The organism is Pseudarthrobacter sp. MDT1-56, from assembly GCF_059383555.1.
The window spans coordinates 223,773-243,860 of the sequence record NZ_JBWZCK010000002.1; the positions used below are offsets into that span (position 1 = coordinate 223,773).

At 68.5% G+C, this 20,088-nt stretch carries 16 protein-coding genes; 7 read left to right on the forward strand and 9 right to left on the reverse strand.

What is annotated here, in order from left to right; genetic code table 11:
• Window positions 1-27: 27 nt before the first annotated feature.
• The 4 genes from tatC (at window position 28) to AC50YC_RS04300 (ending at window position 6,687) form a co-directional block, all read left to right on the forward strand.
• Window positions 28-822: a twin-arginine translocase subunit TatC gene (gene tatC, locus AC50YC_RS04285; RefSeq protein WP_494952495.1), complete on the forward strand. Its 795-nt coding sequence runs from the start codon at window positions 28-30 to the stop codon at window positions 820-822.
• 24 nt (window positions 823-846) lie between these two features.
• Complete coding sequence (locus AC50YC_RS04290; protein ID WP_494952346.1) at window positions 847-3,741, forward strand: DEAD/DEAH box helicase; 2,895 nt, start codon at window positions 847-849, stop codon at window positions 3,739-3,741.
• An 88-nt stretch (window positions 3,742-3,829) separates the two neighbouring features.
• Entirely contained in the window at window positions 3,830-5,503 is a 1,674-nt protein-coding gene (locus AC50YC_RS04295; RefSeq protein WP_494952347.1) for an amidohydrolase, read from the forward strand.
• Window positions 5,504-5,943: 440 nt separating this feature from the next.
• Window positions 5,944-6,687 (forward strand): polyprenol monophosphomannose synthase, encoded by a 744-nt coding sequence (locus AC50YC_RS04300; protein WP_494952348.1) that lies wholly within the window; start codon window positions 5,944-5,946, stop codon window positions 6,685-6,687.
• A gap of 106 nt (window positions 6,688-6,793) precedes the next feature.
• Here AC50YC_RS04300 and AC50YC_RS04305 read toward each other — a convergent pair whose 3' ends face one another.
• The 4 genes from AC50YC_RS04305 to AC50YC_RS04320 form a co-directional block, all read right to left on the reverse strand.
• Window positions 6,794-7,141: an RNA polymerase-binding protein RbpA gene (locus AC50YC_RS04305; protein ID WP_056429445.1), complete on the reverse strand. Its 348-nt coding sequence runs from the start codon at window positions 7,139-7,141 to the stop codon at window positions 6,794-6,796.
• 297 nt (window positions 7,142-7,438) lie between these two features.
• Window positions 7,439-8,449, reverse strand: a complete 1,011-nt coding sequence (locus AC50YC_RS04310; RefSeq protein WP_494952349.1) for an SPFH domain-containing protein — start codon at window positions 8,447-8,449, stop codon at window positions 7,439-7,441.
• 95 nt (window positions 8,450-8,544) lie between these two features.
• Window positions 8,545-9,006: an NfeD family protein gene (locus tag AC50YC_RS04315; protein ID WP_494952496.1), complete on the reverse strand. Its 462-nt coding sequence runs from the start codon at window positions 9,004-9,006 to the stop codon at window positions 8,545-8,547.
• A 159-nt stretch (window positions 9,007-9,165) separates the two neighbouring features.
• A complete protein-coding gene (locus tag AC50YC_RS04320) occupies window positions 9,166-10,041 on the reverse strand; it encodes a methyltransferase domain-containing protein (RefSeq protein WP_494952350.1) in 876 nt (291 codons plus the stop codon).
• 119 nt (window positions 10,042-10,160) lie between these two features.
• Between AC50YC_RS04320 and AC50YC_RS04325 the strand changes: the two genes are divergently transcribed.
• Window positions 10,161-12,251, forward strand: coding sequence for a S9 family peptidase (locus AC50YC_RS04325; protein WP_494952351.1), 2,091 nt, complete (start codon window positions 10,161-10,163; stop codon window positions 12,249-12,251).
• A 19-nt stretch (window positions 12,252-12,270) separates the two neighbouring features.
• Here the strand turns inward: AC50YC_RS04325 and AC50YC_RS04330 are convergent, their stop codons facing one another.
• On the reverse strand, window positions 12,271-12,933 hold the full coding sequence (locus tag AC50YC_RS04330; RefSeq protein WP_494952352.1) for a peptide deformylase: 663 nt from the start codon (window positions 12,931-12,933) through the stop codon (window positions 12,271-12,273).
• Between the two features lie 9 nt (window positions 12,934-12,942).
• The gene (locus AC50YC_RS04335; protein WP_494952353.1) at window positions 12,943-13,929 is read right to left on the reverse strand and encodes a hypothetical protein; all 987 of its coding nucleotides are present in this window, start codon (window positions 13,927-13,929) and stop codon (window positions 12,943-12,945) included.
• A 71-nt stretch (window positions 13,930-14,000) separates the two neighbouring features.
• Here AC50YC_RS04335 and AC50YC_RS04340 point away from each other — a divergent pair, with 71 nt between their 5' ends.
• Window positions 14,001-14,411, forward strand: a complete 411-nt coding sequence (locus AC50YC_RS04340) for a nuclear transport factor 2 family protein (protein ID WP_494952354.1) — start codon at window positions 14,001-14,003, stop codon at window positions 14,409-14,411.
• Between the two features lie 41 nt (window positions 14,412-14,452).
• On the opposite strand, the gene AC50YC_RS04345 is transcribed toward AC50YC_RS04340, so the two are convergent.
• The 3 genes from AC50YC_RS04345 to AC50YC_RS04355 are packed head-to-tail and all read right to left on the reverse strand — an operon-like array spanning window position 14,453 to window position 17,547.
• Window positions 14,453-15,613 (reverse strand): FAD-dependent oxidoreductase, encoded by a 1,161-nt coding sequence (locus tag AC50YC_RS04345; RefSeq protein ID WP_494952355.1) that lies wholly within the window; start codon window positions 15,611-15,613, stop codon window positions 14,453-14,455.
• The gene (locus AC50YC_RS04350; RefSeq protein ID WP_494952497.1) at window positions 15,606-16,265 is read right to left on the reverse strand and encodes a class I SAM-dependent methyltransferase; all 660 of its coding nucleotides are present in this window, start codon (window positions 16,263-16,265) and stop codon (window positions 15,606-15,608) included. The genes AC50YC_RS04345 and AC50YC_RS04350 overlap by 8 nt, the downstream gene beginning before the upstream one ends.
• A gap of 46 nt (window positions 16,266-16,311) precedes the next feature.
• Window positions 16,312-17,547, reverse strand: coding sequence for a type III polyketide synthase (locus tag AC50YC_RS04355; RefSeq protein ID WP_494952356.1), 1,236 nt, complete (start codon window positions 17,545-17,547; stop codon window positions 16,312-16,314).
• Window positions 17,548-17,680: 133 nt separating this feature from the next.
• On the opposite strand from AC50YC_RS04355, the gene AC50YC_RS04360 reads away from it, so the two are divergent.
• Complete coding sequence (locus AC50YC_RS04360) at window positions 17,681-20,083, forward strand: ATP-binding cassette domain-containing protein (RefSeq protein WP_494952357.1); 2,403 nt, start codon at window positions 17,681-17,683, stop codon at window positions 20,081-20,083.
• Window positions 20,084-20,088: the final 5 nt, after the last annotated feature.

Here is a 20,088-nt window from a genome sequence, read left to right on the forward strand (position 1 = left end):
GGCCGCCAGTCGAACCCCGAGGGGAGGATGGCGCTCCTCGATCACCTGAAAGAACTGCGGAACCGTCTCTTCAAGTCCGCGATCGCCGTCATCCTGGGGACCGTCGTCGGGTTCCTCGTCTACCAGCCCATGCTCGAGGCACTGATCAAACCGATCGCTGACCTCAATGAAAATGAGGGCCGGCAGGCGACGCTGAACTTTGACGGGGTGGCCAGCTCCTTTGACCTGATGATCCAGGTCTCCGTGTTCCTGGGCCTGATTGTCGCGAGCCCGGTCTGGCTGTACCAGCTGTGGGCGTTCATCGTCCCCGGCCTGCACAAAAAAGAACGCCGGCTGGCGCTGTCCTTCGTGGCGGCCGCCGTTCCGCTGTTTGTGGGCGGCGTGCTGCTGGCCTGGCTGGTGCTTCCGAACGCGGTCCGGGTGCTGACCGACTTCACTCCCTCCGGCGGCTCCAACTTCATCAGCGCCCAGGTGTATCTGTCCTTTGTGCTGCGGCTCCTGCTCGCCTTCGGCATCGCCTTCCTGTTGCCGGTGATCCTCGTCGGGCTGAACCTGGCGGGAATCATCAAGGGCAAACAGCTCGTCAAGAGCTGGCGCATCACCGTTTTCCTGGTCTGCCTTTTCGCCGCCATGGCCGCGCCCGGAGCCGACGCGATGAGCATGTTCTACCTTGCCGGGCCGATGCTGCTCCTGTTCTTTGCCGCCATCGGACTCTGCCTTCTCAACGACCGCCGGCGTGAACGGCGCGCCGTCAAGAAGGCCGCTGGGAACGAAGCCACCGCGGACCAGGGGACTCCCAGCTCCGAGCTGGAGAATCTCTAGCCCTTGGCGCACTAGGCTGGAACCATGTCCTCAATACCCGGGCCGGAATCGCCGTCTGAACGCTACCGAGCCAGCGCCGAGCGGGCCGCAGAAGCCAAAACCTATCTGGGCGGCTTCATCCGTTCGCTGGCCTTCGAACTCGACGACTTCCAGCGCGAAGCCTGCCTGTCCCTGCAGGCCGGCCGGGGCGTCCTGGTCGCCGCCCCCACGGGTGCCGGCAAGACCATTGTGGGGGAGTTCGCCATCTACCTGGCGCTCCAGCGCGGGCTCAAGGCCTTCTACACCACCCCGATCAAGGCCCTGTCCAACCAGAAGTACTCGGAGCTGGCGGACAAGTACGGTCCCGACCGGGTGGGGCTGCTGACCGGTGACACCAGCATCAACGGCGACGCCCCCGTGGTGGTGATGACCACCGAGGTGCTCAGGAACATGCTCTACGCCGACTCCAGCACCCTGGCTGACCTCGGCTACGTGGTGATGGACGAGGTCCATTACCTGGCGGACCGTTTCCGCGGCGCCGTCTGGGAAGAGGTCATCATCCACCTGCCCAGCGAAGTCCAGGTCGCCTCGCTCAGCGCCACCGTCTCCAACGCCGAGGAGTTCGGCGCGTGGCTGGACACGGTGCGCGGCCAGACCGACGTCATTGTGTCCGAGCACCGGCCGGTGCCGCTGTGGCAGCACGTGATGGTGGGCCGGAAGATCGTGGACCTCTTCGCCGGCGACACCAGCTTCGATGAGATCGCCCCTGCCGGCGAGGCCGCCGTCTCCGCGGTGTCCGCCACCGCGGCAACCGCCGACCTCAGTGCCCGCCCCGGCTTCGAGGTCAACCCCGAGCTGCTTTCCATGGCCCGCGCCGAGAGCCAGATGAACTTCCGCGGACGCTTCGGCCAGGGCGGCCGCAACGTCCGGCGCCAGCGGAACCAGCGCGACGACGCCCCGCAGGGCGGCCCGCGCAGCCCCGTCCGAAAGGCCAGCCGCCCCCAGGTCATTGCCAGCCTGGACCGGCAGGACCTGTTGCCGGCCATCACCTTCATCTTTTCCCGCGCCGGCTGCGACGCCGCCGTGGCACAGTGCGTCGCTGCCGGTCTGTGGCTGACCACCGAGCAGGAACAGCTCATCATCGCCAGGCGCGTCGACGAGGCAGCTCAGGACATCCCCTCCGACGACCTGGACGTGCTCGGATTCTGGAGCTGGCGCGACGGGCTGCTCCGCGGACTGGCCGCCCACCACGCCGGCATGCTGCCCACCTTCAAGGAAGTCGTCGAGAAGCTCTTCGTCGACGGGCTGGTCAAGGCCGTGTTCGCGACCGAAACCCTGGCACTCGGCGTCAACATGCCGGCACGCTCCGTCGTGCTGGAGAAGCTCGACAAGTTCAACGGCGAAGCGCACGTCAACATCACCGCGGGGGAGTACACCCAGCTGACCGGGCGCGCCGGCCGCCGCGGGATCGACGTCGAGGGCCATGCCGTCGTCCTGTGGCAGCCCGGCACGGATCCCGCGTCCGTCGCCGGCCTCGCCTCGCGGCGCACGTACCCGCTGAACTCCAGCTTCCGTCCCACGTACAACATGTCGATTAATCTGCTCGCCCAGTTCGGCCGGCCCCGGGCCCGGGAGATCCTCGAGTCCTCCTTCGCCCAGTTCCAGGCCGACCGCTCCGTCGTCGGGCTGGCCAAACAGGTGCGCAGCCGGGAGGAATCCCTGGCCGGCTTCAGCAAGGCGATGAGCTGCCACCTGGGCGACTTCACCGACTACTCCCGGATCCGTCGGGCGCTTTCCGACGCCGAGAAGAACGCCTCCCAGACCAGCTCCCGGGCCAGGAAATCCGTGACCGAGGACTCCCTGAGCCGGCTGCTCCCCGGGGACGTGGTGGATGTTCCCACCGGCCGCGCGCCCGGACTCGCCGTCGTCCTCAGCTCCGACCACCACTCCCGCGAACCGCGGCCCGCCGTGATGACCCTGGACAACCAGCTGCGGCGGATCGGCACCCAGGACGTGGAAGGGCCGCTGGCTCCCATCACCCGGGTACGGATCCCGAAATCCTTCAACGCCAAGGTGCCCAAGTCCCGGCGCGACCTGGCGTCCTCGGTCCGGAACGCCCTCCGGGAAAACCGGCCCCCCGCGCCGCCGAGCCGGAACGATGACTTTGGCCGCGCCGCCGCCCTGCCGGACCAGGAGAAGAAGATCACTGAGCTGCGCCGCGAACTCCGCGCGCACCCGTGCCATGGCTGCAGCGAACGCGAGGACCACGCCCGCTGGTCCGAGCGCTACTGGAAGCTCCGCCAGGAGACCGACGGGCTGGTGCGCCAGATCCAGGGCCGCACCAACACCATCGCCAAGACCTTCGACCGGGTCTGCGGTGTCCTGTCCAGCTACGGCTACCTGGAAACCTCCGACGCCGGCGTGCTCACCATCAGCCCCGACGGGCAGCGGCTGCGCCGGATCTACGGCGAAAAGGACCTGCTGATTTCACAATCCCTGCGCCTGGGCGCTTTCAGCGACCTGGACGCCGCCGAGGTCGCCGCCCTCGCCAGCGTCCTGGTCTACCAGGCCAAACGTGAGGACCGCGGGCTGCGGCCCAAGATGCCGAGCGTGTCTTTGGAATCCGCCGTCGACATTGTGGTGCATGAATGGTCGGCCCTGGAGGACGTCGAGGAAGCCAACAAGCTCCCCCTGACCGGTGAACCCGAGCTCGGCCTGGTCTGGCCGATCTTCAAGTGGGCCAAGGGCCGGCACCTGCAGGACGTCCTTAGCGGCACGGACCTGGCCGCGGGTGACTTCGTCCGTTGGGTCAAGCAGGTCATCGACCTGCTGGACCAGCTGGCAAAGATCCCGTCGCTGGACCCCAGGGTCGCGCGGTTGTGCGGCGACGCGATCAAACTCATCAAGCGCGGCGTCGTCGCGTATTCCTCCGTGGCCTGACCGCCCCGGCCGGCCCTCCGGCCGGAACCTCCCGTCGTCGAACACGTCCGGCCCGCGCCGGCCACCAGCAACAAGGAGTCCCCGTCCCATGACCGATTCACCGGCCACCCCCGCCCCGCACAAGGCAACGCTGTACCGGAACGGTTCCGTCTACACCGCCGCCGATCCCTTTGCGACGGCGATGCTGGTCGACGGCGACACCGTCGCCTGGGTCGGCTCCGAGCAGGCGGCCACCTCGATTGCCGACGCCTCGATGGAGGTCATTGACCTGCACGGCGCGCTCCTCGCGCCCGGCTTCGTCGATTCCCACGTCCATCTCACCGAAACAGGCATTGCCCTGGACTCGCTGCAGCTCGGCGGGGTCCGCTCTGCCCGGGAACTGCTCGACGCCGTGGCCGGCTTCTGTCTCTCCGCCTCCAGCGCGGACGGCCCCGTGCTGGGCCACGGCTGGGACGAGACCCAGTGGGTGGACTCCGCCCTGCCCACGCGGGAAGAACTGGAGCGCGCCGCCGGCGGGCGGCACGTCTACCTCTCCCGCATTGATGTGCACTCGGCGCTCGTGTCCTCCTCGCTGGCGGCGGCCGCTGGCCTCAACGACGCCGGCCGCAACGATACCGACGGCTCCGGTGCGGGCGGCCAGGTCAAGCGCGACGCGCACACGGCGGCCCGGCTGGCGGCGCGCCGGCTGCCCGCCGCGGCGCTCCGCGGCTACCAGCAGCGGACCCTCGCGGAGGCGGCAGCCAACGGTTACGTGGCGCTGGCGGAAATGGCGGCCCCGCACATCGGCAGCATCGAGGACCTTCAGCTCGCCGTCGCCTGGAACACCGGCCCGGACGCGTTTCCGGAGATCCTGCCCTACTGGGGCGAGCTGGCCGGCTCGGCGGAACATGCCCAATCCATCCTGGACCGTCTGGGCGTGCCCGTGCTCGGGCTGGCGGGGGACCTGAACCTCGACGGGTCGATCGGTTCGCGGACCGCGGCCCTGCGGGAGGACTACAGCGACGCTGCGGGGGAGCGGGGCAGCCTGTACCTCTCGGCCGCGGAGGCGGCCGCCCACCTCGCGGCGTGTTCGCTGCTGGGGATCCAGGCAGGCTTCCACGTCATTGGTGACGCCGGCCTCGACGCCGCGCTGGACGCGCTGGACCAGGCGGCGGCCGACGTCGGGGAGCAGAAGGTCCGCGCCGCAGGCCACCGCCTGGAACATGTCGAGCTCGCGGATGCGGATGCCATCCGCGGGCTCGCCAACTACTCCGTGACGGTCAGCGCGCAACCGGGTTTCGACGCGGCCTGGGGCGCGGCGGACGGTCTCTACCAGCAGCGCCTGGGATCCCGGCGCGGCAGCATGAACCCCTTTGCCTCCTTTTACGCCGCCGGCGTCCCGATCTGCTTCGGCAGTGACAGCCCGGTCACGCCCCTGCGGCCCTGGTCCAGCGTCCGCGCCTGCCTGCAGCACAACAATCCGGCGGAACGGATCTCTGCCCGCGCCGCGTTCCTCGGGCACACCCGCGCCGGCTGGCGGGCTGCCCGGTACCGGAACCCGATGGCCGGGCAGCTGGTGCCGGGTGCCCCTGCCAGCTTCGCCGTGTGGGCAGTCGAGGAACTGATGGTCCAGGTGGCCGACGGCCGCGTCCAGTCCTGGAGCACGGACCCCCGGGCGCGGACGCCGCTGCTGCCGGCACTGGACACCGGTTCCGAGCCGGTGTGCCTGCAGACCGTCAGGGATGGCCGGGAACTGTTCGCCAGCGGTTCGCTCCGGGGCTGACGGCCGGCGCACAGAACCCCGGTCCGGCCCGAAACTTCACCGGCCACACGGCGGCCCTGACCTGCGATGATGAACGAAAGGGCTGGTCACGGAGCGGTTGACAGATCAGGGCCGCCCCGTAGCATTGAGGGTCAACGGAGGGTTGTGTAAGTCGCAGACTCCGGACGCCCCCGGTCAGTTCCAGGTTGCCGCCAGCACGGTAGCTTCTTCGGTCATGGCCACGGGTACTCCCAAGGGGCGGGTTCACTTCGCAGCAGAAAACGGTTCCGGCGGCGCTGTTCGCGCCCTGCCGGAACTGGCCCGTGGCGAGTGGACCTGCCCGGGGACCGGCACCGGCCCCAGCGGGCCCGGCGACTCCCTATAATGGAGAGTTGCGCCTGGTGTCAGCTAAGCACTGACCGCCCGGCTCTCGACCGCTCCCTTCAAGGAAAGGCCTCGCTGTGCGTGTCCTCACGATCATCCCGACCTACAACGAGCTGGAATCGTTGCCCAAGACCCTCGGGCGCCTGCGCACGGCGGTGCCAGGCTCCGACGTCCTGGTTGTCGACGACAACAGCCCCGACGGCACCGGGCAGCTGGCGGACCGTTTCGCCGCCGAGGACAGCCAGGTCCACGTCCTGCACCGCGCCGGCAAGGCCGGACTCGGAGCAGCCTACATCGCCGGTTTCAAGTGGGGCCTCGACGCCGGGTACGACGTCCTCGTAGAGATGGACGCCGACGGCTCACACCAGCCGGAACAGCTTCCGCAGTTGCTGGAGGCCGTGGAACAGGGAGCCGACCTTGCGATGGGCTCCCGCTGGGTACCCGGCGGCAGCGTCGTCAACTGGCCGCTGTACCGGCAGGCGATCTCGCGCGTGGGCAGCACCTATGCCCGGATCATGCTGGGCGTGAAGATCAAGGACGTCACCGGCGGTTTTCGTGCGTTCCGCCGGAGCACGCTGGAGAAACTGGATCTGAACACAGTCGACTCGGTCGGCTACGGCTTCCAGGTGGACCTGGCCTGGCGCGTCGCCAAGCTCGGCCTGACGATCGTCGAACGGCCCATCACGTTCGTCGAGCGTGAGCTGGGCGCCTCAAAGATGAGCGGCAACATCGTGGTCGAAGCCATGATCAACGTCACCAAGTGGGGCCTCACTGCCCGCTGGAACACGTTCACCGGCAAGCTCACCGGCAAAAAGGCCTAGCCGCTCTCCGCATACGAGAGCCGGCATAAGCAAAGGGCCGGACCCACACCGTCTCTGTTGACGGGGTTGGTCCGGCCCTTTTTGCTGGGGCTGGTGCGCGGGCTGACTAAGCCGAGCGCCGTTCGCCGCGGCGTTCACGCAGGATCGTGAGACGGTCTTCGAGGATCTGCTCGAGTTCGGGCAGCGAACGACGTTCCAAGAGCATGTCCCAGTGCGTGCGGACTGCCTTTTCGTTGAGGTTCACAGGGCGTTCGCCGTCGACGAGCAAGGCTTCCTTGCCGGTCTTGGATACCCACACCGGGGGGATCTCCGCTTCGGAGGAGAAGGTCACGAATACCTGCTCGCCGTCCTCGCAGCGGTACTCGACCCGCTGGCGCGGAGCCGGCTCAACACCGGATTCAGTCTCCATGCTCTGTGCGCCAAGGCGCATACCCCGCAGGCTGCGATCGCTCATCTTTTCTCCCTCTATTCGGTTCGCAGGGTCATGCCCTGCGTTAGCCGGGGGCTGTGAGGCCGCGCCGGACTACTGTTTGCACTGCGCCGTCTCATTGGACCCAAACCGGATGAATCGTCACTGGATAAAACGCTTTGCGAAGCTTAATTGTTCCGCCGGACTGAACCAGCCGGACAAATATTCAAGTATACGGGAACAGGGCACCCCGGGTAAAGCCTGCGGGGGCGGGGCAGCCGTTCCGAGCACGCCAAAGGGGAGGCATCCGCGCGGCGGATGCCTCCCCTTTAGCTGGATCGCCTACGCCTCCGGGTGCCCCGGGAAACCCGCGCCGGACCCTGCGGCCGGACCGGCGGCGGGCGCAGCCGGGCGCGGAGCAGCGGGTTCCGCCGCGGCGTCGGAATCGGGGCCGAACAGCCCGTCATTGAACTGGCCGTCCTTGCTGCCGCCCAGCGCGTTGCCGATGCCCTTGAGGGCTTCGCCGACTTCGCTGGGAATGATCCACAGCTTGTTCGCGGAGCCTTCGGCGATCTTCGGGAGGGTCTGCAGGTACTGGTAAGCGAGGAGCTTCTGGTCCGGGTTGCCCTTGTGGATCGCGTCGAAGACCTTCTGGATGGCCTGGGCCTCGCCATCGGCCCGGAGGATCGCCGCCTTCGCGTCACCTTCGGCCTTCAGGATTGAGGACTGCCGCTGGCCTTCGGCGGTGAGGATGGCGGACTGCTTGGTGCCTTCCGCGGTGAGGATCGCTGCGCGGCGGTCACGCTCGGCGCGCATCTGCTTCTCCATCGAATCCTGGATGGAGTGGGGCGGATCGATTGCCTTGAGCTCCACCCGGGAGACCCGGATACCCCAGCGGCCGGTCGCTTCGTCCAGGACGCCGCGGAGTTGCCCGTTGATCTGGTCACGCGAGGTCAGGGCCTCTTCGAGGTTCAGGCCGCCGACAACGTTGCGCAGGGTCGTGGTAGTGAGCTGTTCAACCGCCTGGATGTAGTTGGCGATCTCGTAGGTGGCCGCCCGCGCATCGGTGACCTGGAAGTAGACCACGGTGTCGATCGAGACAACCAGGTTGTCCTCGGTGATCACCGGCTGCGGCGGGAAGGAGACCACCTGTTCACGCAGGTCAAGCAGCGGCAGCAGCCGGTCCACGAACGGGATCAGGATCGTGAGGCCGGGGTTCAGCGTTCGCTGGTACTTGCCCAGCCGTTCGACGACGCCGGCGCGGGCCTGCGGGACAATCCGCACCGCCCGGACGAGCACGATTATTACGAACGCAACGAGAACCAGCAGCACGATTGCGACTGCGATATCCATACATCACCTATTCCCCAGATTGGTCTTGCTATGGTGTGCGGCGGTGTCCCGCCGCGTGCCCGGCGCCGGTGGCCGCCGCCGGAATTCTTGCGTAGCTATTGGATGGCGGTTTCGGGTTCCGGGGCGACAACGGCGGTCGCGCCGTCGATCGCGCTGACGATGGCGTGCTGTCCGGGGGCCAGGGCTCCGGTTTCGGAGCGGGCGCTCCAGACATCGCCGCCAATTTTGACCAGGCCACCGGTTGCGGTCACCGGCTCCATGACCAGGGCCGATTCGCCGATCAGCCGTTCGACGTTGCTCCGGAGATCGGCCGGCCCTTTATGCAGGTGCTTGAGCGCGACGGGCCGGACGAAGCCGATCATCAGGAGGGAAACCACGCAGAAGGCCACGATCTGCAGGCCAAGGTCGGCGCCGGACAGTGCCGCCACCAGTCCGGCGAGGGCTCCGCCTCCGAGCATGATGAAGAACAGGTCGAGGGTGATCATCTCCACCACGGCGAACACCAGGAACACCGTGAGCCACAGCGCCCACAAGTTTTCGGGTAGCCATTCGAACATCTTTTCCCCCTTCGCCCCCGGGGGCTGCAGGTGCAGACCCTCAGTCACTGTGATTCCATCCTAAGCCGAACGGCAACGCCTGCGGAGGGCCCGGGAAGGCCCTTGGCGAAAGTGGCCAAGTCGTTACCTCCCGGTACTCCCTTGGCACTGGTGGAGCGACTAGTGGAGCGGCTCGAAAACACTGATCCGGAACCGGGCCGACACGGCGGTCAGCGGCGGGAGCCCCGCCTCGAGGGAGGCGAGCGCCCCGCGGTCCAGGTGGTGACCGGCGGGTCCCATGAGCGCCAGCCGGGTGACGTCCCCGGGGGACAGCAGCAGCGGCACGTCCAGGTTGTCGGCGGAGAGCGCCGAAAAGTATGCCTCGAGCGAGGCCACGAGCCGTTCGTCCTTCGCCGGTTCGATCCCCAGCATGCCCGCCTGGCCTGCAACCTCCTCGAGGTGGCCCGGCCGGGGAGTCACTACCACCAGCCGGCCGCCCGGGCGGAGCACCCGGGAGAACTCTGCCGCGTTGCGGGGCGCGAAGACCACGGTGACGGCGTCGACGGCGTCGTCGGCGACCGGCAGCGGCTGCCACACATCGCTGACGAGGTTGACGGCGTCCGGGTTGAGCCTTGCGGCCCGGCGGAGCGCGAACTTCGAGATGTCCAGGCCGATCGCCGCGGCGTGCGTCCGGTCCAGCGCCACCCGGTCCAGCAGGGCCCGGAGGTAGTGGCCGGTGCCGGTGCCGGCGTCCAGCACCATCCCCGGGGCTCCCGCCGTGCTGCCGGCAAGGGCCGGGAGCGCGAGTTCCGCCACGGCGGAGGCGAGGGGTCGGTAATGACCGGCGGAGAGGAAGTCGAAACGCGCCGCCACCATATCGGCCGTGTCCGCTTCGAACACGGTGCCCTTGCCGACGAGGAAGTTGAAGTACCCCTGTCTCGCCGCATCAAAGCGGTGGCCGGCCGGGCACCCGAGGGTGCGGCCGGCGCCGTCGCTGAATCCGAGGTGGTTCCGGCAGACCGGGCACAGCAGGGAGGCGGCGGATACGGGGGGCATAGTGTCCATCCTAGGGGTGGCGTGCCCGGCCCGGGCCGGCAGGGCCGCACCGCCCGGGGCTCCGACCCGCCGAGGTGAGCTATTTCACTGCCGGGGAAACTGGGGCTAGGCTCGCACACGTGAAATCCGAACATCTGCCGCTGCTGAATTCCGTCTCCGCCCCTGCTGTACACCCGGACGGCACGCGTGCCGTGGTGTCGGTGCTCCGGCCCGACTTCGACGCCGATGCGTACGTCGGGCAGCTGTGGACGGTGCCGCTGGACCCGGACCGGTCCCCGCGCCGTCTGACCCGCGGATTCCGCGACACCGCGCCGGACTTCTCCCCGGACGGGGAGGTGCTGGCATTCCTGCGCGCCGCTGCCGGCGGCAAACCCCAGCTCCACATCGTGGAGGCCGCCGGCGGGGAGCCGCAGCCCGTCACCGACGCGCCGCTGGGAGTGTCGGCGTTCGCGTGGTCGCCCGATTCCCGGCACATCGTCTACGGCGCCCGGACTCCGGAAGACGGCCGCTACGGCAGCACCGAGGGGGTTTCCGCCGGCAGCGAGGACGCGCGGCTGATCACCGACTACCAGTACCGGATGAACGGCGTCGGGTATACCGCGGACAAGCCGGTCCAGCTCTTCCTCGTCGAGGTTCCGGATCCCGGCGCGGAACCCAGGGTGGCGCCCCACGGGAGGGCGCTGAAGGCCCGCACCGCGGCTGCCGCCGGTCAGTCCGCGCCGGATTCCGCCAGCGCCACACCGGCCGGGCTGCTGCCGGCGGCACGGCAGCTGACCTCCGCCGCCACCGACCACACCGGCGCGAGCTTCAGCACCGACGGGCGCACCATTTACTTCACGGCCGCCCTGCATGAGGACAGCGACAACGACCTCGTTAGCGGCATCTACCGCATCGCGGTGGGGGAGGGCTCCGCAGAAGCGGAAACAGGAGCGGAGCCGGAACCCGTCGCCCCGGCCAACACCGGCCGGCAGGGCGTCCACGCCGTCCGCGAGTCACGGGACGGGCAGTGGCTGTTCTTCCTGGCCCAGGATCTTGGCCCAACGGGCCAGGACTTCGTGGCACGCAACACCGCGCTCTACGTGGCGCCGGCGGGCGGCGGCGACGCCACGCGGCTGAGCGACGTCGAGACGATGGACCTCGGCTGCAACGGCAGGCTCGAACTCGGCGGTCCCGACTCGGTGCTGCCGCTGAACAATGCCCGGGGAACCGTCGAACTGCTCGAGTTCCAGGCCTCCGGCAGCCACCAGACCCTGGTCCGCGGCGAGCGTGTGGTCACGGGTGCCGCCGCCCACGGAGAATCGCGGGTGCTCAGTTTCGCCGACGCTTCCACCGCGGGCGACGTCGCGGTGCTCGACGGCGGGCAGCTGCGTGTCCTGACCGATTTCTCCGCACCGCTGCGCTCCGGCGCCGAAATCATCGAACCCCTTGAGCTCACGGTCCCCTCCGGCGACGGCTACCCCGTCCACGGCTGGCTCGTAAAGCCGCCGGGCCAGGGTCCCCACCCGGTATTGCTGAACATCCACGGCGGTCCGTTTGCCCAGTTCACCGGGGCCCTTTTTGATGAGGCCCTGGTGTACGCCGCGGCGGGGTACGCCGTCCTGATGTGCAACCCCCGCGGTTCCGCCGGCTACGGCCAGGAGCACGGTCGGGCCATCAAGGAGAAGATGGGCACCCTGGACATGCAGGACGTCCTGGCGTTCCTCGACGGCGCCCTCGGAAAGTTCGAGGAGCTCGACGCCGGGGCACTCGGCATCATGGGAGGATCCTACGGCGGCTACCTCACCGCCTGGACCATTAGCCACGACCACCGCTTCAAGGCAGCCATCGTGGAGCGCGGCTTCCTCGATCCCGTGAGCTTCACCGGCTCCTCCGACATCGGCTGGTTCTTCGGCGGGGAGTACACGGGCCGTTCAGCAGAGCAGATGGCGGCGCAAAGCCCGATGGCCAGGGTGGACCAGGTGCGCACACCGTCCCTTGTCATCCACAGCGAGGAGGACCTCCGGTGCCCGGTGGAGCAGGGCCAGCGGTATTTCACCGCACTGAAACAGCTCGGCGTGGAGGCGGCGTTCCTGGTTTTCCCCGGGGAAAACCATGAACTGTCACGTGCCGGGACGCCGCACCACCGCAAGCAGCGCTTCGACCAGATCCTGCAGTGGTGGTCCCGCTACCTTCCAACGGCGGCAAACCCCGCCCCTGCGGACCGCACCTGAGCGTAGCGCGGCCTGGGCGTTAGACGCCCGGCAGGAACCCAAGTTCCTTCCGGGCGAGGCTGATGTCGGGCTGCGCCCAGCGCGCGGAGTACTCGGCGTTGCTGCTGATGGAGCGCAGCTCGGCGCGGTCCAGGTAGAGGATGCCGTGCAGGTGGTCGGTTTCGTGCTGGACGATCCGGGCCTGCCAGCCCGTGAATTCGCGCTGCTGCCTGGTTCCGTCCGGCGCGGTGAATTCCAGCCGCACCGACTCGGGCCGGCTGACGGCGGCCTGAAGCCCGTTGACCGAGAGGCACCCTTCGTAGAACGCCACGGTGGAACCGTCCGTTGGCTGGTAGCTCGGGTTGAGCATGGCGAAGAACGGCAGCGGTTCCCGTCCGCGGGCGGCGGCGACCTCGGGATCGACGTCGAACTGGTCCTCCAGCACGGCGAGCTGCAGCGGTATGCCGAGCTGGGGCGCGGCGAGGCCCACACCGGGGGCTTTGTGCATCACACTGCGCATCAGGTCGATCAGCTGGCCGAGTTCGGCGTCGCTCAACTGCCCATCGAAGGGAGCGGCGAGCTGCCGGAGCACCGGATTTCCCGCCTGGACGATGGCGGGGAGGACTCCGGCACTGAGTACCTGGTGGACGGTTTCGTGGATGCGCGCGGCGCTGAAGTCGGTGGGCTTGGCGTCAGGAGACATGGCAACAGACTACTGGCGTCCGCACGCCGTAGTTATAAATTCATAAATTCGTCCTCGCAGCTGCGCTCCGGCGTCAATTTTCAGGACGCCGTCGCGGCCACCCGCGGTGACCCTCAACGGCAGCAAGGTGCCCACCTTGTCGTCCGCGATGGCATGCGGATCGCAGCGTGCCGGCCGGATCCCCAGCCGGAACTGCTGGCTGGCGTCCCCGGCCTGGACCGAGACGGAGCGCGGCCAGGGGGCCCCCGGGTCCTCCTGGAGCAAGGTGGTGCCGTCGATCCGGTTGATCGTCAGGGATCCCGTCGACCCGGGATTCGCACCACCGGCCGTTCTCCGCGGCGCGACGGCAAGTGTCAGCACAGCGCTCTGCGCGTCGGCGGACACCTCGAGGTCCGGTTCCAGCCGGATTCCGGCGACCGCGGCGGCCGACTGGACCAGGCACATTTCGGCGTTGTTCCGGTCCAGCACCCCGTACGGATCAGTGGCCGGCACCGTCGTCGCGGGCCGTGTCGTAGGGGGCAAAGCGTCGCTGTCCCCGGCAAGGAGGAGTTCCACCGCCGCTCCCACGTCCGGCGGCCCCGTCCGGACTCCGCATTCCGGAGCGCGCAGCTGGGCCGGCAGGATCTTGGTCTGGCCCGGCGGCAGCTTGATCCCGCCGGGCGCCGGCTGCCACTCGATGGTGCCGGAAAAGAGCGGGCTGACCACGACTGCGCCGAGCACCGTCACCGGGGTGTCGGTAGTGTTCGTCAACTGCACGGCAATGATCTGTTGGCTGTAGTTGTCGCGTAGTTGGTTGATCACGGCGGTGACCGGGGCGGCCGGGGGCGTTTCTGTGGGCGTCGGCGCCGGCGTGCCGGATGTTCGTCCGGTGCCGGACGCCCCCGCACTGCAGGAGGCCGTCAGGGCGAGGGCAGCGACGGCGGCGGCCAGCCCGGCCGCCCGAACGTGACGGGACCCGCCGGTCGGGCATCGCAGCAGCGGGGGGAAGCAGCCCATGGGGCCAGTGTATTCCCGGCAAAGGGCCGCGGGACCGGGGTCCGGCCGGAGAGTTCAGCTAGTCTCGTTCCATGACTTCACGCACCCCCTTGGATTGCGTCCTCGCGCTGCTGCGCGCTATCGAAGGCGGCGGCGGGGCCGCGGAGATCGCTCCGTTCCTGGCCGAGGACTACACCCTGAGCGAGGCGCCCCATCTGCTGGCTCCGGCCGGAGCAACCCGGAACCGCGCCGAGGCCCTGGCCGGGGCGGAGGCAGCCCACGAAGTTGTCTCGGGGCAGCGCTTCGCGGTGCGGCGCACGACGTGTGAAGGCAACCGTGTGGTGGTGGAGGCCGAGTGGAGTGCCACACTGCTGATGGACCTGCCGCACTGGGACACCGGCGAGGTCATCCGGGCCAGGGTCGCGTCCGTCTTCGAGGTCCGGAACGGCAGGGTCGTCAGCCAGGACAGCTACGACTGCTACTTCACGCCCGCACCCGGCTGAGCCGGGCTGTCCGCCGCCCTGCAACGCTTCCGTCCCGGCGGCTACTGCATGGTGAACCGGCGGGCCACGAACGCGTGGATAGAGGGTTCGGAGGCGGCCGCCGCCACGGCGCGGTTCCGCACTGCACACGGTCCGGCCGGCAGGGGCCGGCCCAGTGCCATGTTGATTTCGGACTGGCGCGCCGCCCGGGCCGCCGCGGCCATGCGGCTGGTCTCGAAGTTCCGTAGCTTCGCTCCCACGTCCGCGCCGTGCAGCGATGCGCGAACCACCGGGGCCAGGGCGGCTGCGTCCAGCCAGCCCAGGTTCATGCCCTGCCCGCCGATCGGGCTGATCTCGTGGGCGGCGTCGCCGATCAGCACCGTCCGGCCCGTCACCATCCGGCGTACCAGCCGGGTCCGGACGCCAAAACGGCTCAGCATGCTGTTGCTCGCGGGATCGACGTCGATTCCGGTGCGTTGTTTGATGGTGTGAACGAGCCATCCCGCGTCCCCGCCGTTCCCGCCGTTCCCGGCGGTCCCGGCGGTCCCGGGGTCCGCGAGGCGCACTACCCAGCGGCGCAACATCCCTGGCAGCGGGAAGGACTCCACAATTCCCGCGGACTCAAGGAACAGGGCCGCGTCCGGACCGAATCCGGTGCTGTCCGCAAAGTCGCCCATCAGGTAGCTGTCCCGGTAGTCCTTCGCCCGGACTGCCGTGCCGAGCTGCGGGCGAACCGTGGACCGGACGCCGTCGGCGGCTATGGCAATGGCCGCCGTGTAGCGAACCGCCGAGCCCCCCGCGGTGGCTTCCGCGGTGACCTGGCGGCCGTCGTCGTGCAGCCTCCCAACCCGGACGCCGCGGTGCAGGGCGGCCGGGTCGAGTTGCCGGACGCGGCCCTCCAGGGCGGCTTCCGTGCGGGACTGCGGCAGGGCAAGGACGAACGGGAAGTTCTCTGAGACCCCGGCGAACGACATCCGGGCGAGCGTCCGGCCCCCGCCGATGGCGATGCCGCGCCGGATCGGCACCCCTTCGGCCACCATGGCCGGTGCCACGCCGAGGCCCTGCAGCGCGTCCAGCGAGGGGGGATGGATGCCTATGGCCCGGGAGTGGGGTTCGGTGCCGGTCCGCTGCTCCAGGATCCGGACGCTTACGCCGTGCTGGAGGAGCAGCGCGGCCATAAACAGTCCGACCGGTCCGCCGCCGATCACCAGAACGTCAACCATGGGCCCCGTCGCTGTCCAGTACCAGCAGGTTACGGAAGGGGGCGCGTCGCAGAACGGTCCAGCCCGGGGGAGCGGCGGCCTGGAGCTCGGCGGCGGTGTAGCTACGGCGGATCGAAGTGAGGCCGTCCTGCCTGATGTAGGAGCCGGTGAAGGGCCAGGAACCGGCGAAGAAGAGGGCGTAGGCGGCCGGGCTGCGCCGGAGGTCGTTGTGGATGACCCGGCCGTGGCAGAGCCCGGCGGACTCGGCCAGGAACGCCGGAAGCTCGTCCCCCGCCAGGTGGTGCAGCACGTGGTTGGACACCACCAGGTCGAAGCTGCATCCTTCGCCGGCGAGCTGGGCTGCCGTGGACTGGCGGAACGTCACGCCGGCGGCCGGGTGCCGTTCCGAGGCGAAGCGGCTGGCGCGCGGATCGGGGTCGATGGCCGTGATCTCCAGCTGGAGTCCATCCCGGGCGGCCCAGCGGGAGAGCATCACCGGCACGTCGCCGCCGCCGCAGCCGATATCCAGCAGGGTGGCCGCGATGCCCTTCCGGAGGCGTGGCCTGAGCTGGTGCAGGTAGATGCCGTGCCAGCCGGAGACGGCCCGGTTCACGAGCGCAAATTGGGCGTAGGTGCGGTCCAGCCGGACCGGATCACAGCCGGGCAGGTCCATTTCCTCAACGGCGTGCGCCGCACGTTGCCGCAGCAGGTCCACGGTTTCAGGCCAGGGCCGATTCCGGTTGGGCGGACTCGGTTATGGCGGACTCGGCCTGCGCCGCATCCGCGGCCAGCAGTGGCGGGTGTTCACGGGGCGGGTTGCTGAGCTTGGTGAACAGCGCAGTTTCGACCGTCAGCCCGGGACCGAACGCCATGGAGCAGATCCGTTCCGCGCGGTCGTCGGCGCTGTCCCGCTGCGGCAGGTCAAGGATGTGCCGGAGCACGAAGAGCACGGTGGCGCTGCTCATGTTCCCGTAGTTGCGCAGGGTCTCACGGGCCGGGACCAGTTGTTCGTCGCTCAACTCCAGCCGGGACTGGACTTTGTCCAGGATGCTGCGGCCGCCGGGGTGGATGGCCCAGTGCCGGATGTCCCGGTAGGGGAGTCCCCGCAGTGCACTGTCCCGGGAGAGGAGCGGTTCCAGGGCGCCGATGATGTGGTCGTCGATGATGTGCGGGACGTAATTCCCCAGGACCATCTCGAAGCCTTCATCGCCGATATTCCACGCCATGGATTCCTCGCCGACCGGCGTCAGAACGGTCTCGAAGTGGTCCAGCTGCAGCAGTGCCGGTTGGTTCTGGTCCTCCCGGGCAGTCACGATGGCCGCGGCCGCGCCGTCGGCAAACAAGGCCGATCCCATGATGGTGTCCGGGTCGTTCGAGGTCCGGACGTGCAGCGAGCAGAGCTCGGCGCAGACGACGAGGACGACGGCGTCGGGATCCGCCTCGCAGAAGGACTTAGCCGCCCGCAGTGCGGGGAACGCCGCGTAACAGCCCATGAATCCGAGGTGGTAGCGCTGCACGGCGGGATCCAGGCCGAGGGCGCGGACGATTTTGTAGTCGGGCCCGGGGTTGAAGAACCCGGTGCAGGAAACCGTGACGAGGTGCGTTATGTCAAGGGTCGTGAGCCCGGGGCACGCGTCCAGGGCTTTTTGTGCTGCCTCAATGAAAAGTTTGGTCGCTTCGGTGGCGAAAATGTCGTTGCGGACCTTGGTACTGGGGCTCAGCAGCAGTCCCGTGCCGGCGTCGAAAAACCGCGGGTTCTCGGCCTGCCGGTCCTTGGTCAGTTCGTCGACGGCCGTATGGCGGGTGTCGATGGCGGCGGAATCAAAGCACGTGCTCACCAAACGGGTGCCCAGCCTGGTGAGCCCCGGCTGGGCCGCGAAAACGTCCCGGGCCTCCGTTTGGATCAGGACAGTTGGCGGGACAGCAGTTTCCAGGGACCTCAGGTAGACCGTCATGGTTCATTCTCAGTGAGGTCGGCGCAGAAGACAATGGATACGCCCGCGGATGCGGGCTCGAAGCTGGTTAGATGGAGCCAGACAACGCCGGCGGAGACCGCGGAAGCGGCCCCGCCCCAGAGATGGAGACACGATGAGCATGCCCACCGGGACCGAGGCGCAGTCGGACACGCAGTCGCCTGCGTTGCATGTTGCTGACAGCCACGACCTGATCCGCGTGCAGGGCGCCCGCGAGAACAACCTCAAGGACATCAGCATCGAGATCCCGAAGCGCCGGATGACGGTATTCACGGGTGTCTCCGGCTCGGGCAAGAGCTCGCTCGTGTTCGCCACCATCGCCGCGGAGTCGCAGCGGATGATCAACGAGACCTACAGTGCCTTCGTGCAGGGATTCATGCCCAATCTGGCGCGGCCCGACGTCGACTTCCTGGAGGGGCTGACGACGGCGATCATCGTCGACCAGGAGAGGATGGGCGCGAACCCCCGCTCCACAGTGGGGACTGCGACCGATGCCAACGCCATGCTCCGGATCCTTTTCAGCCGGCTGGGATCGCCGCACGTGGGGCCCCCCACCGCGTTCTCCTTCAACGTCCCGACGCGGAAGGCAAGCGGGGTGATGAGCACCGAGAAGGACGGCAGGGTCGAGAAGAGTGTGGTGCACGATGCGGTCTACCTGGGCGGAATGTGTCCGCGGTGCGAGGGTATGGGCTCGGTCTCCGACTTCGACCTCACTGCGCTCTACGACGACAGCAAGTCGCTCGCCGGGGGAGCGCTGACGATCCCGGGCTACAGCATGGACGGCTGGTACGGCCGCATCTTCAGCGGCGCCGGCTTCGACATGGACAAGCCGATCGTGAAGTTCACCAAGAAGGAAATGCACGACCTCCTCTACAAGGAGCCGACCAAGATCAAGGTCGAGGGCATCAATCTCACGTACGAGGGCCTGATCCCGAAGATCCAGAAATCGATGCTCTCCAAGGACGTCGACGCGATGCAGCCTCATATCCGGGCCTTCGTGGAACGCGCCATCACGTTCCAGGCCTGCCCCGAGTGCGAGGGCACGAGGCTCAGCGCGGAGGCCAGGTCCTCGAAGATCCAGGGCAGGAACATCGCCGAGCTGTGCGGGATGCAGATCAGCGACTTGGCCCGGTGGGTCAGCGGGCTCAACGAGCCGTCGGTCGCGCCGCTCCTCAAAGGCCTGCAGCACCTGCTCGACTCGTTCGCTGAAATCGGGCTCGGTTATCTCTCACTGGACCGGCCGGCGGGCACGTTGTCCGGGGGAGAGGCCCAGCGCACCAAGATGATCCGCCACCTCGGCTCGTCCCTCACGGACGTCACGTACGTCTTCGACGAGCCGACGATCGGCCTGCACCCGCATGACATCGAGCGGATGAACCAGCTGCTGCTGCAGCTCCGCGACAAGGGCAATACTGTGCTCGTCGTCGAGCACAAGCCGGAGACCATCGCCATCGCCGACCACGTCGTTGACCTGGGCCCCGGCGCAGGCACGGAGGGCGGGCGCGTCTGCTTTGAGGGAAGCGTGGAGGGCCTTCGGGGGAGTGACACCATCACCGGCCGACACCTCGACGACCGGGCCAGGGTAAAGGAATCGGTGCGGACGCCGTCCGGGACGCTCGACGTGCGTGGTGCCTCGACTCACAACCTCCAGGACGTCGACGTCGATATCCCGCTCGGGATGCTGTGCGTGCTCACCGGCGTCGCCGGTTCCGGAAAGAGCTCGCTGATCCAGGGTTCGGTCGCCGGCCGGGACGGCGTGGTGGTAATCGACCAGGGGGCGATCAAGGGGTCCCGGCGCAGCAACCCTGCAACGTACACGGGCCTTCTCGAGCCGATCCGCAAGGCGTTCGCGAAGGCCAACGGCGTGAAGCCGGCGCTGTTCAGCTCCAACTCGGAAGGCGCATGCCCCACCTGCAACGGCGCCGGCGTCATCTTCACCGAACTGGGCGTGATGGCCACCGTCGAGTCCACCTGCGAGGACTGCGAGGGTAGGAGATTCCAGGCGTCAGTCTTGGAATACAACTTGGGCGGCCGCAACATCGCCGAAGTGCTGGCAATGTCGATGACCGAGGCCGAGGCGTTCTTTGGTGCCGGCGAGGCGAAGACGCCGGCGGCGCACAAGATCCTCGACCGGCTCGTGGACGTCGGGCTTGGCTACCTGACCCTCGGACAGCCGCTCACCACTTTGTCCGGCGGCGAGCGGCAGCGGGTCAAGCTGGCCACCCAGATGGCCGAGAAGGGTGACGTTTACGTCCTCGACGAGCCCACCACCGGCCTGCACCTGGCCGATGTCCAGAACCTGCTGGGCCTCCTCGACCGTCTGGTGGACTCCGGCAAGTCAGTCATTGTCATCGAGCACCACCAGGCCGTCATGGCGCACGCCGACTGGATCATCGACCTCGGCCCGGGCGCCGGCCACGACGGTGGCCGGATCGTCTTCGAGGGGACACCGGCCGAGCTGATCGCCGGCCGCAGCACCCTCACCGGCGAGCACCTTGCGGCCTACGTCGCCCGGTGACCGAA